Origin of the sequence: Achromobacter sp. (genome assembly GCF_050285585.1) — a bacterium.
Taxonomy (GTDB): Bacteria; Pseudomonadota; Gammaproteobacteria; order Burkholderiales; family Burkholderiaceae_B; genus Achromobacter.
Genome location: NZ_JBLZXF010000043.1, coordinates 1 through 15,749, shown reverse-complemented (window position 1 = coordinate 15,749; position 15,749 = coordinate 1). Strand labels below are relative to the sequence as shown.

The window sequence follows — 15,749 nt, the reverse complement described above, 5'->3', positions numbered from 1 at the left end:
CCGCCATGCGCGGCTTTTTTGTTGCTCGGAGTCAAACCTTATAGGGATATGAACCATGTCTGATTTCACCCTGGAAAGCCTTGCCGCCACTTTGTCCGCCGATCCGGAAACGGAAGAGGCACGCGACGACGAAAACGCCCAACCCGAAAGGGAGGCGCAAAGCGTCGAGCAGGACGACGACGGCGAGGAGCAGGAAACCGCTGGTGGCGAGGACGCCGAATCGGAGGAATCCGAGGAAGGCGAGGACGATCAACCGGACTCGGAATCGTCGCAGGACCCCGTGCACAAGTGGAAAACTGCCGATGGCACCGAGTTCGAGGTTCCGGAGAGCGATCTTCGGGCGGGTTACATGCGCAATCAGGACTACACGCAGAAAACCCAGGCCTTGGCCAAGGATCGTGAGCAGGCGGAAGGCGAAATCCAGAAGCGAGCTCAGCAGTCCGTCCAGACCATGAACCTGTACGGCGAAAAGATCGGCGAATTGCACATGGCGCGCGCCGTCGTGGCGAATCTGGAGTCTGCCTTGCAGCAGACCAACCGCGAAGATGACCCCGCCCGGTACGCCTTGATGCAGTCCGACCTGTCCAACGCCCGCCAGCAGGCTCAGAACCTGGCGGCGACGCTCTCGCAAGCGAACCAGCTTATGCAGGCCCAGCAGGCCGAGCAGACGAAGAAGGCGCAAGGCGAAACCGCCAAGCTCCTGGCCGCCGAAATGCCGGATTTCGACGCCCGCCTGCCCGTGTGGAACAAGCACGCGACCGAAACCTACGGCTTTTCCCCCGATGAGCTGTCCCAGGTGACCGATCCGCGCATCTTCCGCCTTCTGGACGACGCCACCCGGTTTCGTGACCTGCAGAACCGCAAGCCCGAGGCGGTGAAAAAGGCCCAGGCCGCGCCCGCGAAGCCCGCGCGCCAGACCCGGTCCGTTTCTCCGTCCAACATCGACAAGGCGATCAAGCGCCATGCGGCACAACGGGACGTGAATTCCCTCGCCGCGGTGCTGGCCGCCGCACAAAGGAACTGAAATCATGGCCAAACTCGCAAACTCGTTCGCGACCTTCGACGCCGTCGGCGACAAGGAAGAAGTGGACGACCAGATCTACCGCACCAGCCCCGAGGAAACGCCGTTCATCTCGGCCATCGGTCGCGGCAAAGCCACCTCCACGAACCCGGAATGGCAAACCGACGCCCTCGAAGCCCCCACCAACAACAAGGTGGTCCAGGGCAACGAGCCGACTCCGGCCGCGCTCACCCCCACGGTGATGCTCAGCAACCGCACCCAGATCTCGGAGAAGACCTACGCGGTCACCGAGACCCAGGAAGCGGTCGGAAAGAATGGCCGGTCGTCGGAAGTGGCGTACCAAGACGCCAAGAAGATGCTCGAAGTCAAGCGGGACATTGAGTTCGCGGCGTTGCAGAACTCCACGGCCATCGCGGCGGCCGCGGCCACGGCGCCCCAGTCGCGCGGCGTGCTGGGCTTCATCTACGGCAACACCAGCTTCGGCGCGGGCGGCGCGGACCCGGATCCGGCCAACAACACCGCCCAGACCGATGGCACGCAGCGTGCGTTCACCGAAGCGCTGCTGAACGACGCCGCCACCAAGGCCTGGAACAGCGGCGCCAAGGCCAACCTGTCGCTGTACATCCCGTCCTCGCAGCGTGCCGTGTTCTCGGGCTTCGATGTGAACTCCACCAAGTTCACGCTCACCAAGGACACGACGCTGAACGCGACCATCGACGTTTACCGCGGCGACTTCGGCACCTACAAGGTGGTGAACAGCCGCTACCAGCGTCAGCGCGAGGTCTTCGGCATCGATACCGCCACGTGGCGCCAGCGGATCCTGCGCCCGATGAAAGCCATTGACCTGGCCAAGACGGGCGACAACCGCAAGCGCATGGTGAACACCGAATGGACGCTGCAATGCACGGCGCCGCTCGGCAACTTCGCCATCCGTGATCTGACCTAACCGCCACAGCCAAGGAGACGGCCCGGGGAAACCCGGGCCCAATACCCATGCCCAGTAAAGAAACGATTACCCAAGAGGCTCTCAAGTCCCTGCTGGACTATTGCCCCGATACAGGGGTCTTTCGCTGGAAGGAGAAGGCGGGTCGACGCGTCATGGTGGGGTCTCCGGCCGGCACAGTGGCGAAGAAGGGCTACGTGCGGATCATCATTCGTGGGCGAAATTATGCGGCCCATCGCCTTGCTTTCCTCTACATGCAAGGGGCATGGCCGGAGGAGCAGGTGGACCACATCAACCGGGTCACGTCGGACAACCGATGGGCGAATCTGCGGCCGGTGAGCAACCGCCAGAATCAGTTCAACAAAGGAATCGTCGAAGGTGTGCTTCGTCGAACTGGGGTTCTTTGGAACAAGCAGAAAAGGAAGTGGCGAGCTTCCATACGGTCTGATCGGGTGCTGAAGCATCTCGGCTACTTCGATGACTTCGATTTGGCTGTAAAGGCGCGGGAGTCCGCCGAGCATAAGTACTTCGCAATCGGGTGAGCACATGAGCGCACGAATTCTGACTGCCGAACGGGGCAGAGTGACCCGGTTCTTGGAGGCCGACGGCCGCTATGGGATCGAGACGACGGCCGATGTGGAGCCGATCCTGGAGCATGCCAAGGCGCTGCACAACGAAGGGCGGCAGCATGCCCCGAACGGTGACCAGCACCTGGCCCGCATCCCGATCGTGGTGCTGAACGCCTGGGCGCAGCGCCGCGGAGTCACCTATTCGGACGTCATGAACGACGTTCGCCTGCTTGAAGAGTTCCTACGCGACCCGGCGAATGGCGATTTCCGAGTGCACAAGGGTGAGATATGAGCTTCGCCAATTCGGATGAGCTGATCTCGGCCGTGGGCCGCTGGATCAAGCGTAAGGACCTGGCCACCGTCGTTCCGGACTTCATCACGCTCTTCGAGGCCCGCGTGAACCGCGTGCTGCGCACGTCCTGGCAGCGGCAGTTCGCCAAGGACCTGCCCGTCGTCGACGGCGTGGCGACGATGCCGCCGGATTGGCTGGAGGCGATTTCGGTGGATGATGGTACCGCGGGGCTTCGCTTCATGACCACGCTGCAGTTCGGCCCCACGCAGGTGAACAGTGGCTTCTACGCCATCGAGGGCGGCACCTTCCGGGTATCGGGAAACACCGGGACGCTGAACGTCCGCTACTACTCCAAGATCCCGCCGCTGGGCGCGCTGAACGCATCCAACTGGCTGCTGATGAACCACCCGGACGCCTACCTCTTCGGTGCGCTGACCGAGGCCGAACCCTATCTGGTCAACGACGCCCGCATGGACCTGTGGAAGTCGCGCGGCGACACCGCGATCCAGGCAATTCAACTTGCGGACGACCAGGCGCGATTCGCCGGCGCCCCGCTCGAAATCGCAACCCCGAGGTAACTATGGCCGTCGAGAACACCACCAACATCGCGGGCCTGGACGACACGCTGCCCGCGGGCACGGACACGAAGTCGGAAGGCGACAATCACCTACGGCTGCTCAAGACGGTGCTGAAGCACGTTTTTGCAGGATTCCCTGGCGAGGTGCTGCTGGCGGCGGCGGAGGCGCAAGGCGCGACGGTCAACGATTACGTGCTGACGGTAGCGCCGGCGCCTACGGCCTACGCGGCCAACACGGCAGTAGTGTTCCGCGCGAACCATGCGAACACCGGCGCCGCCACGCTCAAGGTCGGTTCGCTCGCCGCCAAGTCCTTGGTGAACCCCGAGGGAACGCCCTTGCGGGCAAACGCCATCACGGCCACCACCTGGGTCCTGGCCATCTACGACGGCACGAGTTTCCGCCTCATGGGTGGCGGCAACAGCCAGGCAATCTACGACTACGCCAACCAGCTGGCATTCCAGGCGGCGCTGCCCAACCAGGCGGGCAACGATCGCAAGTTTCTCCGGACGGACGGGTCGAACGCTTCCTGGCAGGACGCGCTGCCGGTATACGCGCCCGGGAACGAACCGCTGACCGACATCGGTGACATTCTGGTATCTGGCCTGGGCATCAAGCGTTTCGTGTATGGGCTCTATACGTTGAGCGAACTTCCCACGAAGTACCGCCAGGGAGGCAAGCTTACGCACACGACGAATACAGTCACCGCCGCAGCGGGCTGCTGGCGCGATGTGGGCGACGAGCTGGACATCGTGCTAGCGACGTCCATGACGAAGACCTTGCAGACCTCTGGGGCATGGGCGGCAGGTGACAACGCGAACGGCATTTTTACCGGCGTGCGGGCAAACAGCACCTGGTATCACCTGTTCGTCATCCGAAACGATGCCACCGGCGCGGTGGATCTGGGCTTCGATACCTCGGTGACCGCTGCTAACCGTCCGGCTGGATGGACCGCCTACCGCCGGCTCGGCGCGGTGTTCACCACGGCTACCGGCAATATTTTCTCCTTCGTGAATTTTGGCCGGCGCTTCACCTACAACTCGCCAGCGTCCGACCTCGTCAATGCGGGGCTGGGTAACTTGAACCAGACTGCGATAACGGTCACGGTACCGGTCGGCATCCAAACCCTCGCCCTTCTTATCGCCTCCGTCCTTCCGCCCTCCGCCGCAACTGTCAGCGTCGGAATCTCATCGCCAGGGCTCGTGAGCACAACAAGCTCGCTGCTCGCCACCGGAGGGAATGCCTCGATCGCTGAAGTTTCCCGCGTAACCAGCACCACGCGCGGAATCGCCATTCAAGCCAACATCAACACCTTCGCATCCGGCCTGTATATCTTCACGACTGGCTACGAAGACTTCCTGGACGACTGAAATGCCCTACATCGATCCGACTGGCGTTAACCCCGGCTGGTCCCTAGAAGCGCAGCTGGGCCTTGGCTTGACCAAATGGGTGGATGACGTTGCCACCGGCAAGGCGCTGGGCCAATTGCGCGCCGAAAAGGAGGCGGAGATCAACGCGGCATACGAGGCGGCTACGGCGGCGCTGGCGCTCGGCTATCCCGAGTCGGAGCGCGAGACGTGGCCGGTTCAGATCATGGAATCGGCGGCCGTCCTCGCTGGTGAGGAGGTCGATACGCCATGGATCGACGCCGCGGCCGTCGCGCGCGGCATCAGCCGCGACCAGCTGGCCATCAAGATCCGAGACATGGACGTGCTGTACCGCCAGATCAGCGGCGCACTCACTGGCAAGCGCCAGGCCCTGCGCGACTTGGTGCAGGCTGCGCAGACTCCCGAAGCTATCGCCGCGGTGGTTTGGGGCTAAGCCATGTCGATGATCCCTTTTCGGAGCATGGGCGCCGGCCTGAACTTGGACGGCTTCCCCCATGAGCTGGCTCCGCAGGAATGGTCTGGAGGCCGCAACATCCGATTCCGCGACGGCTACGCCGAGAAGTCCCAAGGCGAGGCGCGCGTGCACGGGGACCTGCTGGCGGCGCCTTACGGCCTGTTCCCGATGCAGGGAATCCTGGGCCGCTACTGGGTATATGCTGGGCTGGACAAGCTCTGCGCGGTCCAGAACGAAACGCACACGGACATTACGCGGACCTCGGGCCCGTACACGGGCACGGCTGCCAATCGCTGGAATGGTGGCGTGCTTTCGGGCGTGCTGGTGGTAAACAATGGGGTAGACGTGCCCCAGTACTGGGGCGGCGACCCTAGCGTGAAAGCGGCCGATCTGCCGGCATGGCCGGCGACGTTGCGCACCAAGATCCTGCGGCCGTTCCGAAATTTCATCTTCGCGCTGAACAACACCGACAACGGCAACAAGATGCCGTACAGCGTCCGGTGGTCGCATCCTGCTGACCCTGGCACGCTGCCGATCTCCTACGACCTGGCGGACCCGACCAAGGATGCCGGCCAGTTCGACCTGGCAGACACGGATGACCGGATTGTCGACGGTGTGCCGCTGGGCGAGCGTCTCATCGTCTACAAGGAAAACAGCATCTGGGCGCTGGACTACGTCGGCGCGCCCTACATCTGGAGCCGCAAGCCGATCGACAAAACGGTAGGTGCGCTGGGGCAGGATTGCGTCGTCGCTCATCCGCTCGGGCATGCCATTCTGACCCAGGGCGACGTCGTGAACTTCGACGGCGCCAGCACCACGTCCATCGCTGACGGGCGCGTGCGCCGATGGCTGTTCAACAACCTGAACGCCGACCGATACCAGCGGTCGTTCGCCGTGCCCAACATCCGCCGCAACGAAGCATGGTTCTGCGTCCCGCAGACGGGGTCCGACTGGCCTGATACGGCGCTGATCTGGAACTGGAAGGACGGTACCTGGGCGATACGCGACCTTGCGCAGGCATCGGCTGGTGCGTCGGGCACCATAGTCTACGGCCTGGGGAACTCCTGGAACGCCGATCTGGAGCCTTGGGACACCGACGACACCACCTGGAACCAGTACGAGTTCACGCAGGCAACGCCGCGGCTAATCTTGGCGTCCGCCGTCAATAGCAAGCTGGTGCTGATGGATTCCAGCAAGACGTCGGAAGGTCAGCCGATGGTCTCGCGCGTGGAAAAGACGGGTATGTCCTTCGATGCTCCGGAGCGGATCAAGTATTGCAAGGGCGTGCGCCCGCGCATCGAGGCACAGCAGGGCACGCAGATCAACATCTATCTGGGCTCGCAGGAAGACCTGGACGGCCCGATTACGTGGGAGCAGCCCGTCGTGTTCACTGTGGGCACGGACCTGTCGGCCGACATTGAAGTGTCGGGGCGTTACCTGGCCGTCCGCTTCGAATCCACCGGCATCGTTTCCTGGCGCATGAAGCAGTTCGACATGGACGTCACCGTCCTTGGGGGCTACTGATGGCCTACGAAACCGGTAACGCGCCCTCGGAGTATTCGGCGCTGTTTTTACAGCAGGAGCTGGACAAGATCCGGGAAGCCCTGAACGGGCCGCAACCTTTCGCGTTCCTGGAGAAACAGGCGGTTGCGCCTGCAAAGCCGCGCGAGGGAATGATCGTGTTGGCCTGGGGCGCGCCGTACTGGAACCCTGGCGCCGGCGCGGGCTATTACGGATATCTGGGAGGCGCATGGACCAAGCTCTGATCACCATTGAGGGCATTCAGTCCGACGACGTCGCCGCGGCGTGGCCCACGGTGGCGGGTTGGATCCGCGACGCGCTGGAGGCAGGGCACTCCCTGGAGTCGATCGACGACGTGCGCGAGCAGATCGAGGCGCGCGACTACCAGCTATGGGTGGTGAACGATCCCGGGCCGGTGGCGGCCTTCGTGACGCGCATCGCCACCGGGGAGCTCGGCTCGGCGCTCGTCGCGGTCTGCTTGGGCGGGCGCGGCATGGAGCACTGGCTCTTTGCGGTGGAAGACGTCATTTCGAACTTTGCCCGCGCCAAAGGCTGCAAGAGGGTCTGCCTGCATGGGCGGCGCGGCTGGGCGCGGCAGTTGGCCAGCTACGGCTGGGCAGAAGAATCGGTCAACGTAACAAAGGAACTGTAATGGGCAAAGGCGGCAATAGCGGCACCCAGACCACGAAATCGGAACCCTGGAAGGGCGTTGTCCCCTACCTGACGGGCAGCGGCGGCACGACCACCCGGACGCTGCGGCCGGGCGCGGTGCCGATCTCGACCAGCGGCGGCGGATGGGTCTACGACGGTAACGGCGAGTCCACGAACAAATACTGGGATCCGGGCACGCCGCAGTATGCGGACAGCGACTACATCACCACGACCACCGGCGGCATCCCGGGGATCTACGGCGAGGCGGCCCGGCTCTACCAGGAAGGCGCCTGGACGCCTGAGATGCAGGGCGTGACGGATGAATGGCTTGCCGCGCTGCAGGGTCGCTCCGGCGTGGACCCGAAGTACGCACAGAGCGTGCTGGACATGGGGAGCAGCCTACTTTCCGGCGAAGGTTCGCAGCTAGATCTGGTGAAGGCGCGCGCGGCGCAGGGCGCGCTGGATCCCACCGCGGCGCTGCAGCAGCTACTGTCCGGCCAGGTCAACAACCCCTATCTGGATGAGCAGATCGCGGCGCTGGGTAAAGACCTGTCCAGCAATTTCATGGAAAACGTGGCGCCTGGCCTGCGCTCCGGCGCGGTGGCGGCAGGCGGGTTCGGCGGATCGCGTCAAGGCATCGTTGAAGGGCTGGGCACGCAGGGCGTCAGCGACGCGCTGGCGACGGCTGGAGCGAACCTGCGCGGCACGGCATTCGAAAACGCCCAGAACCGCATGCAGCAGGTCGCCACGGGCCTGAACGAGCAGGCGGCGACGGTGGGGCAGAACAACATCAACAACAAGCTGAATTTCGCGAACCTGGGCGCCAACCTGATCGGCCAGGGCTCGACAATGAAAACGGCCAATGATGCCGCCGAGGATGCGCGGCGCCAGCAAATCCTCGCGCTCCTGGGTGCGGGCAACGACTACAACTGGGGCAAGCTTGGAAACTACGCGTCGATCGTGCAGCCTGGCGCCGGCGTCGGCGGCACCACCACGGCATCCGGCCCCGGGGGGAACCCGATCATGGGCGCCGCGGGCGGCGGCTTGGCCGGCTATGGGATCGCGAGCATGTTGAACCTGTCCACGCCGTGGGGCATTGGCATTGGCGCGGGCCTCGGCCTGCTCGGCTCGCTGTAGGAGGCGGCAATGGCACTTGGAACGATGAACCCGAACCTCGCCCAGTCGCTGGCGGCGGCTGGCCAGCAGGCAGAGCAGGCGCGCCGCGCGCGCGAGGCGATGTTGCAGCAATCGGGCCAGGCCCCGCAGCCCTCGCTAGGTGATCTGGGGATGCGGCTGGCCATGGCGTCCATGGGCCCGGGCGGTGGCGCTGGCGCGGCGCTCGGCGGCGCTGAGGCGCCCGGCGTAGACGCCGGCGGCACACTCGGCCCGTTCATGCAGACGCCGGGCGGTCTCGGTGGCCTCGGTGGCGCGCCCGCGGCCGCCGCCGGGCCCATGGCGGTTCAGCCCGGCCCAGCGACCGCTGGCCAGGGCGGCCTGGGTGGTCTTGGCGGTCAGGGCGCCGACCAGATCACCGCCGCGCCGTGGATGCGCATGCCCGGCAGCGCTCCGAACAACCAGTTGCTGGCCGCGCTGCTGGGCGTGCGCCGATAAGGGGTAGGAAATGGGACCTTTCGACTACCAGAATGATGGCCTGCTGGGTGGTGCTTCCAATCCGGCGGCCCAGGGCCTGCTTGCCGCTGGGCTGGGCCTGCTGGCCGGCTCGCGCGGCGGGAACGCGGCGGCGGCGCTCGGCACAAGCGGGCTGGCCGGCCTGCAGGCGTTCCAGCAGGCGCAATCCGCGGGCGACATGCGCGCCTACCGCCAGGCGCAGATCCGCAAAATCGAGCAGGACACGGAGAAAAACAGCCGGATCATGGCCGCGCTGGGACGCATCACCGGCGGCGGTACGATGCTCGCCCCGGGCGGCGCGCCAGCGGACTCCCCGGGCGCTGCTGGGCCGCTTCTGGCCGGCGCAGTCCCCGCGGGCAGCCCTGGCTTGCTCGGCGGCGCGGCGCCGGCTGGTGGCGGCGCAGGTGGCGGCGGTGCTGGCTTCAACCTGACGCTGCCGGACGTAATCGCGCTGAAGGCCATGGGCGGCCCGGACCTGTTCGAAGCCTACAAGTACGCCACCGACGGTATCAAGCGCGAGGCCGGCGCGAGCTACCGGAACCCGCTCACGGGCGCCATGGAGTACACGCCCAGGGTCGGCGAAGGCATGGAGCTCGTCTATGGCGCCAACGGCCCCATGGTGCGCGCGATCCCTGGCTACACCGCGTCGAACGCCGCCGCCAAGGGCGCCGAAGCTGACGCGCAGGCGCGCGCGAACGCGGGCTATGACCTGGTCGATGTGCCGGACGGGCGTGGCGGCTCGGTCAAGATGTCGCGCGCCGATGCCCTCCAGCGGCTCGGTGGCACGCCGCCGCCTGGGCAGAACGCGCGCGGCGCGCCGGCCCCGGGGGATCGATTCGGACGCACCTCCAGTTCAGCCGACCAGGCTTTCGAGAAGTCGTTGGCGGAGGCGTCCGCAGAGACCTACAACACGATGCAGAAAGCCGGCCTGAATGCCGACAAGCAAATTGCTTCCTACCAGCGCATCGGCACGCTGCTGGACGGCTTCAGCGGCAGCAGCCTGTCCGGTGTGGGGATGTCGGGCGCGAAACTGCTGAACGCCATCGGGCTGGAAGTTGATCCTAATTTGGGAGCGAAGGAAGCTGCCGTTGCGATCGGCAACCAGCTGGCCCTGCAACTGCGTGATCCTGCCAACGGCGGGGGCATGCCTGGCGCAATGTCGGACGCCGACCGGAACTTCCTGATGCAGTCCGTTCCCGGCCTGAACCAGACCGATGAAGGCCGCAAGCAGCTTATCAACTATCAGGTGCGCGTCCTGGAGCGCAACAAGGATATCGCGCAGTTCTCGCGCAAGTGGCGCCAGAAGTACGGCCGGCTCGATTCGCTGGACCCGACCGGCCAGGATTTCGGCTCGGCTCTGGCCGCGTGGACGGCCGCCAATCCCCTGTTCGGAGGTCAATGATGGCGAAGCCGCAGCAGTTCGTGCAGCAGTACGGCGCCCTTGCCGACACGGTCGGCGGCCAGCTGGGCGTGGATCCTTCCATCCTGCTGGGACAGTGGGGCCTTGAAACCGGCTGGGGCCGCAGCGTGATCCCGGGCACCAACAACTTGGGCAACATCAAGGGCCCGGGCGTCGCGGCGGTCGACAACATGACGGGCAGCAACGACGAGTACCGCGCCTACGGCACGCCCGAGCAATTCGGCGAGGATTTCGCCGGCCTGCTGGGTCGCCGGTACCAGGGCGCCATGAACGCCGGGCAAAATGCCCAGCAGTACGCCGAGGCGCTGAAGGCGGGCGGCTACGCGGAAGACCCGGACTACGTGCGCAAGCTGGTCGCGGCGACGGAGACGGTGCGCGGGCTGGGAGGTATCGGCGGGGCCATGGATCGGCTTGCCGGCGCGATCTTCCCGTCTGCGGAGGCGGCAGGCAGTGACGACATCTTCGGCGGCGCCAAGACCGCAGTGGCACGCCCGGCAGCGGCGGGCCCGGCGGTGGACGACATCTTCGGCGGCGCGCGAACTGCCGCGCCGCCGGCGGCTCCCAGAACCTCGCCCGCGGCGCCCGCCAGCGGCGCCCGGACGACGACCAGCCGAGGCGATGACGGCGTGCTGCGCGTGGAAATGGGCGGCGCGGCACCAGCTCCCGCGCCGGCGCCGGCGGCAGCGCGCGGCTTCTTCGACGGGCTGGGCTCTCCATCCGAATGGGCGCGCCAGGCCGGCCTTACCGCGCGCTACGGCCTGGAAGGACTGGGTCAGGCCGCGCAGCTGGTTACCGAGCCGCTGCGGCAGTACGTGGTCAACCCGGCCGCCGAGCTGGTGGGCCTGCCGCCAGCGACGTCGTCCGGCAGCACGATGGCCTCGCTGGCCGATACCCTGGGCCTGCCTTCTCCCGAGACGCGGCAGGAACGCATTGTGGGTGACGCCGCGCGGCTGATGGCCGGCAGCGGCGGCATGACGGGCCTGCTTGGCGCGGCCAGCGGCGGCGCGCAGGCGGCGGGTGGCCTGTTGCCCACGGCCAGCACCACCGGCCTCGGGCAGAATGTCGCTGCCGGCCTGGCGGCGAACCCGGGCACGCAGTTGGGCTCAGCGACTGGCGCCGGCCTGTTGGGCGGCACCGCGCGCGAGAACGGCGCCGGCGCGCTGGGCCAGTTCGGCGCATCCATGGCCGGCGGTCTGCTCGGCGGCGGCGCGGTCATGGCTGGCAGCAGCCTCGCGGACAGCGCACGCAATGTGGCCTCTCGTCTCAGCACGCGGCCGGCGGACCTGGATATCCGCTTCAACAACCTGATGGACGAGGCGGGCGTCGACCTGTCGACGCTGCCCAAGGAGGTCGCGCGGGGCCTTCGCGCCGAGATGGAATCGTCCCTGCGCACGGGCCGCGAGCTGCGGCCGGACGCCGTGCGGCGCCTGGCAGACTTTCGCGCCGTGGGCGCCACGCCGACGCGCGGCTCCATTACGCTGGATCCGGTGCATCTCACGCGCGAACAGAACCTGGCCAAGATCGCGGCGAACAGCGCCGACGACCAGCTGGCCGGCCTGCCGCGCATGCAGAACCAGAACAACGCGACGCTGATCAACCGGCTGAACGAATCTGGCGCGGCCCGCGCGCCGGAGGCGATCGAGGCCGGAGAGGCTGCCATCGGCGCGCTGTCGCGCAACCTGGATGCCCAGCGCGCCAACGTCAATGCCCTGTATTCCCGCGCGCGCGACAGCGCCGGCCGCAGCTTTCCGCTGGACGGTGCCTCGTTCACCAATCGCGTGGGTAAGGCCCTGGACGACAACCTGCTGGGCGGCGCGCTGCCGGCTGACGTCCGCAACCACCTGAACCGCATCGCGCAAGGCGATGTCCCGTTCACGGTCGATTACGCGGAACAGCTGAAGACCGCCATGGGCAAGTTGCAGCGCGCGACCTCTGACGGGCAGGTCAGGATGGCCCTGGGCGTGGTGCGGAACGAGCTGGACAATACCCCGGTGCTGGGCCTCGGGCAGCAGACGGGCGCCGCCGGCGCGCGCGCGGTGAACCACGGGAACCTGCCGGCGGCGCCCAATGCGCCGCAGCTGGGCGAAGAGGCCATTGCGGCATTCAACCAGGCGCGGGCCGCCAATCGCGCCATGATGCGGGGCGTGGAGGCCAGCCCGGCCCTGAAAGCGGTATTTGAAGGGACCGCGACGCCTGACCAATTCGTCAACCGGTACATCCTGGGCAAGAACGCCAGCGCGGCGGACGTGGCGGCGCTGCGCCGCGGCCTGGGCGACAACCCGGCGGCCGTCGGCGCCGTGAGGGACCATCTGGTCGACTACCTGAAGGGCAAGGCGCTGAACGGCGCGGCGGACGAGGTGGGCAAGTTCAGCTCGTCGGCCTACAACAAGGCGCTGGACGCCATCGGCGGGCGCAAGCTGGCGCAGTTCTTCAGCCCTGAGGAAATTGCGCAGCTGCGCGCGATCGGCCGCGTGGGAAGCTACATGCAGGCCCAGCCCGTCGGCGCGGCGGTGAACAACAGCAACTCGGGCGCGCTGCTGGCTGGCCGCGGGTACGACTTCCTGAAGTCGGTGGTGGGCAAGATCCCGCTGGGCGACGCCGCACTGCTGACGCCGCTGCGCAACATCGAAATCTCGCTGCGCCAGCGCGGCGCGCAAAACGTGCTGCCGGGCCTGCTTGCGGAAGGGGTGAAGCGGCAGACGCCGATCAGCGGGCCGTTCCTGCTGCCCGGGGCGGCTGCCGTGGGCGGCCTACTTGCGGCGCCAGGCGTCAATGGCCCCTAGGATGAGGGCCGCCGCCAGATATCCGAGAAGAATGGGATCGAAGTTCATGCGCCGATTCTACGATCAATCCGCCGCCGCAAGGCGGCTTTTTCATGCCCGGAGCTTCCAGAAATGAGCAAGTTCGAACTGTCCAAGCGCAGTCTGTCCCGCCTCGCGGGCGTGCATCCCGATCTGGTCGAAGTGGTAAAGCTGGCTATCCAGCGCACGCCCGTGGATTTCACGGTGGTGGAGAGCGTGCGCACTGTCGCGCAGCAGCGCGAGTATGTCGCCAAGGGCGCCAGCCAGACGATGAACAGCTATCACCTGCCGCAGGCGGACGGGCTCGGGCATGCCGTCGATCTGGCGCCGCTGGAGGGCGGGGCGATCCCTTGGGACGACTGGTCCAAGTTCAAGGATCTATCCGACGTCGTGAAGGCGTGCGCTGCCGAGCTGGGCGTGCCGGTGGAGTGGGGCGGCGACTGGAAGACGTTCAAGGACGGCCCGCATTTCCAAATCCCGCGCGAATGGAAGAAGCGCGTAGGCGCGGAGGCGTGATGCAGCTACCCGAAGAATTCGCCGGGGGTGGCATCGGCGGCTGGATAGGGGCCATCGCTGCAACGATCGTCGGCGGCGGTCTCATGCTGCGGCGGTGGCTTTCCAAGGATTCGGTGGAGCGGGCGGGAGACGAGGCACGCGTCGAAGTTATCGACATGCTCACGACGCAGCTCGCCGCCGCCAACGCGCGCGCAGATATGTTCGCCAAGGAGCGCAACGACGCCTACCGGGAGGTGGCGGACCTGCGCGAGAAGGTGGCCCGGCTCGAAACGCGAATGGAGCACATGCAGGCCAGACTGGAGATGATCAATGCCAATCCGAATCCGTGAAGCCATCGACCGCATCTACCGCAAGCACCCGCGCGCGGTCAGCCTCATCGAGGGATGGGTGCTGATGTTCCTGGTTGTGGGTGGCAGCTTCGCCATCGGGCAGGCCGTGGGGCTCTCTCGGGCGGACGTTCAGGTCGCGAACCTATCAGCGGCGCATCAGGCCGAGCAGCAACGCCTGATGGACATCAACCGTCAGATCATGCTGATCATCCAGGAGCGTCTGCCCGCCATCGCCAGCTCGACCGAGCAGGCGGCCGAGAAGGTCGAGCGCGCTGCGGACGCGGCGCACGGTGCTATCAAAGCCGCCAAGGGCGCCGCGTCGAAGGCGGGGACGGCCGCCAACAAGGCCACAGCGGCGGCGAAGTCGGCCAGCACCGCGGTCAAGAGGGTGGAAGAAGTCCTGACCCCACCGCCAGCGGCGCCGGGCCGTGTTCCCGAATGGTTGAACACACCATGATCGCCGCCGCTATCAAGACGCTGGCCGGCTGGAAGGGCTACGCCGCGGTGGCCGTGGTCGGGGCGGCGCTGGTGGCGGGCGTCGTTCTGGAGCGTCATCGGTACGGCGCCAGCCAGTACCGGGCCGGCGGTGACGCTCGCCAGGCAGAAATCGAGAAGCGCCAGGCTGCCATCGAGCGCGCCTGGCAGGAGGAAAGAGATCGTGCTGATGCTGAACACCGCGGCGCCGTCTTGGCGCGGCAGCGAACCGAAGCCAGGCTGGCTCATGCTGAGCGTGATCGTGATGCCGCTTTTGCTCGGGTTGGGGGGCTGCGCAAGCAGCTTGACGCCCGGAACGCCGAGGCATCCGACGCCGGCGGCCGACCTGATGGCGCCAGCCCCGACTGGATCGGCCTATTTGGAGAGTGTCTCGGCCGAGCTGAAAGCCTTGGACGCCGACTTGGCGAGGTGGGAAAAGACGCTGCAGGATGGGCTGACCAGGTGAACGGCCTGCAGGGGTACATCCGCAGCTTGCAGACCGCCCCGCGCTAGTCCGCCCAATCCTCGCTGAGCGCCCGCGCGCCACGCTCCAGGATGAACGTCGCTCGGTATGTCGTGGGCACCGCGCCGCGGTCGATTATCAGCAGGCCGTCGCGCTCGCCGGCGGCCAGCACGTCCTGCAGCTTGCGGCCCAGTTCCAGGCCGAACGCGGCTTGCAGGCGCCCCAGCGGCAGGTAGTCGCCGTTCTTCACGTCGCCCAGCGCCCGCAGCGCGCGCGCCCACAGTTCCCGCACGGGCGGGGTATTGATGTAGTCGGTCATGCTTTCTCCGCCCGCCGCGCCAGCCAGAACCAGTGGCTGAACTTGCCGCGCCGGGCCTTCTGCTTGCGGAAGAACAGCCGGACCCGGCCGGCATGGCCAGCGTCGATGGCGACCTCGTACTCCCGATCCTCGGCGGTCCCAGCCGGCGGCAGCGTTTTCATGGCCTCGGCGATGTAGAGGCCGGGCACCTGTTCCAGAATTCCGTTGTCTTCCATGGCCGTGAGAATACACCTCGGCCAATATTTCCCCCACCAGCAGAAAAGCAAAAGGCCCCTTTCGGGGCCTCTGCAAAGCACGTAAGTGCTTGAAATACTTGGCGGAGAGGGTGGGATTCGAACCCACGGTACGGGGATACCGTACGCCTGATTTCGAGTCAGGTACATT

20 protein-coding genes are annotated in these 15,749 nt (G+C 66.5%); 18 read left to right on the top strand and 2 right to left on the bottom strand.

The window, feature by feature from the left end; genetic code table 11:
• Window positions 1–55: 55 nt before the first annotated feature.
• From ACN6PJ_RS28385 to ACN6PJ_RS28300, 18 genes are all read left to right on the top strand, one after another.
• A complete protein-coding gene (locus ACN6PJ_RS28385) occupies window positions 56–1,024 on the top strand; it encodes a hypothetical protein (RefSeq protein WP_427999071.1) in 969 nt (322 codons plus the stop codon).
• A 4-nt stretch (window positions 1,025–1,028) separates the two neighbouring features.
• A complete protein-coding gene (locus tag ACN6PJ_RS28380) occupies window positions 1,029–1,967 on the top strand; it encodes an SU10 major capsid protein (RefSeq protein WP_427999069.1) in 939 nt (312 codons plus the stop codon).
• A 47-nt stretch (window positions 1,968–2,014) separates the two neighbouring features.
• Window positions 2,015–2,506 carry an HNH endonuclease signature motif containing protein gene (locus ACN6PJ_RS28375; protein ID WP_427999068.1) on the top strand — a complete coding sequence of 164 codons (492 nt, stop codon included), beginning with the start codon at window positions 2,015–2,017 and terminating at the stop codon, window positions 2,504–2,506.
• Window positions 2,507–2,510: 4 nt separating this feature from the next.
• Window positions 2,511–2,825, top strand: a complete 315-nt coding sequence (locus tag ACN6PJ_RS28370) for a hypothetical protein (protein WP_421442054.1) — start codon at window positions 2,511–2,513, stop codon at window positions 2,823–2,825.
• A complete protein-coding gene (locus ACN6PJ_RS28365) occupies window positions 2,822–3,403 on the top strand; it encodes a phage adaptor protein (protein WP_427999067.1) in 582 nt (193 codons plus the stop codon). Before ACN6PJ_RS28370 ends, ACN6PJ_RS28365 begins: the two co-directional genes overlap by 4 nt.
• Window positions 3,404–3,405: 2 nt before the next feature.
• Window positions 3,406–4,770: a hypothetical protein gene (locus ACN6PJ_RS28360; protein ID WP_427999066.1), complete on the top strand. Its 1,365-nt coding sequence runs from the start codon at window positions 3,406–3,408 to the stop codon at window positions 4,768–4,770.
• Window position 4,771: 1 nt separating this feature from the next.
• The gene (locus tag ACN6PJ_RS28355) at window positions 4,772–5,221 is read left to right on the top strand and encodes a hypothetical protein (RefSeq protein ID WP_427999064.1); all 450 of its coding nucleotides are present in this window, start codon (window positions 4,772–4,774) and stop codon (window positions 5,219–5,221) included.
• 3 nt (window positions 5,222–5,224) lie between these two features.
• The gene (locus tag ACN6PJ_RS28350) at window positions 5,225–6,766 is read left to right on the top strand and encodes a hypothetical protein (RefSeq protein WP_427999063.1); all 1,542 of its coding nucleotides are present in this window, start codon (window positions 5,225–5,227) and stop codon (window positions 6,764–6,766) included.
• A complete protein-coding gene (locus ACN6PJ_RS28345) occupies window positions 6,766–7,008 on the top strand; it encodes a hypothetical protein (RefSeq protein ID WP_427999062.1) in 243 nt (80 codons plus the stop codon). The genes ACN6PJ_RS28350 and ACN6PJ_RS28345 overlap by 1 nt, the downstream gene beginning before the upstream one ends.
• A complete protein-coding gene (locus tag ACN6PJ_RS28340) occupies window positions 6,993–7,415 on the top strand; it encodes a hypothetical protein (protein WP_427999061.1) in 423 nt (140 codons plus the stop codon). The genes ACN6PJ_RS28345 and ACN6PJ_RS28340 overlap by 16 nt, the downstream gene beginning before the upstream one ends.
• Window positions 7,415–8,551 carry a hypothetical protein gene (locus ACN6PJ_RS28335; protein ID WP_427999060.1) on the top strand — a complete coding sequence of 379 codons (1,137 nt, stop codon included), beginning with the start codon at window positions 7,415–7,417 and terminating at the stop codon, window positions 8,549–8,551. The genes ACN6PJ_RS28340 and ACN6PJ_RS28335 overlap by 1 nt, the downstream gene beginning before the upstream one ends.
• Before the next feature lie 9 nt (window positions 8,552–8,560).
• Complete coding sequence (locus tag ACN6PJ_RS28330) at window positions 8,561–9,025, top strand: hypothetical protein (RefSeq protein WP_427999059.1); 465 nt, start codon at window positions 8,561–8,563, stop codon at window positions 9,023–9,025.
• 10 nt (window positions 9,026–9,035) lie between these two features.
• Complete coding sequence (locus tag ACN6PJ_RS28325; RefSeq protein ID WP_427999058.1) at window positions 9,036–10,445, top strand: hypothetical protein; 1,410 nt, start codon at window positions 9,036–9,038, stop codon at window positions 10,443–10,445.
• Window positions 10,442–13,246, top strand: a complete 2,805-nt coding sequence (locus ACN6PJ_RS28320) for a glycoside hydrolase family 73 protein (protein WP_427999057.1) — start codon at window positions 10,442–10,444, stop codon at window positions 13,244–13,246. The genes ACN6PJ_RS28325 and ACN6PJ_RS28320 overlap by 4 nt, the downstream gene beginning before the upstream one ends.
• Window positions 13,247–13,357: 111 nt before the next feature.
• Window positions 13,358–13,780, top strand: coding sequence for a M15 family metallopeptidase (locus ACN6PJ_RS28315; RefSeq protein WP_427999056.1), 423 nt, complete (start codon window positions 13,358–13,360; stop codon window positions 13,778–13,780).
• A complete protein-coding gene (locus ACN6PJ_RS28310) occupies window positions 13,780–14,109 on the top strand; it encodes a hypothetical protein (RefSeq protein ID WP_276262176.1) in 330 nt (109 codons plus the stop codon). The genes ACN6PJ_RS28315 and ACN6PJ_RS28310 overlap by 1 nt, the downstream gene beginning before the upstream one ends.
• On the top strand, window positions 14,090–14,566 hold the full coding sequence (locus ACN6PJ_RS28305; protein ID WP_427999055.1) for a hypothetical protein: 477 nt from the start codon (window positions 14,090–14,092) through the stop codon (window positions 14,564–14,566). Before ACN6PJ_RS28310 ends, ACN6PJ_RS28305 begins: the two co-directional genes overlap by 20 nt.
• Entirely contained in the window at window positions 14,563–15,096 is a 534-nt protein-coding gene (locus tag ACN6PJ_RS28300) for a hypothetical protein (RefSeq protein ID WP_427999054.1), read from the top strand. Before ACN6PJ_RS28305 ends, ACN6PJ_RS28300 begins: the two co-directional genes overlap by 4 nt.
• Here ACN6PJ_RS28300 and ACN6PJ_RS28295 read toward each other — a convergent pair.
• Together ACN6PJ_RS28295 and ACN6PJ_RS28290 are read right to left on the bottom strand one after the other, a co-directional pair.
• A complete protein-coding gene (locus ACN6PJ_RS28295) occupies window positions 15,093–15,365 on the bottom strand; it encodes a hypothetical protein (RefSeq protein WP_427980910.1) in 273 nt (90 codons plus the stop codon). The two genes, ACN6PJ_RS28300 and ACN6PJ_RS28295, sit on opposite strands and share 4 nt — an antisense overlap.
• Window positions 15,362–15,580 (bottom strand): hypothetical protein, encoded by a 219-nt coding sequence (locus ACN6PJ_RS28290; RefSeq protein WP_276262172.1) that lies wholly within the window; start codon window positions 15,578–15,580, stop codon window positions 15,362–15,364. The genes ACN6PJ_RS28295 and ACN6PJ_RS28290 overlap by 4 nt, the downstream gene beginning before the upstream one ends.
• Between the last annotated feature and the right edge of the window lie 169 nt (window positions 15,581–15,749).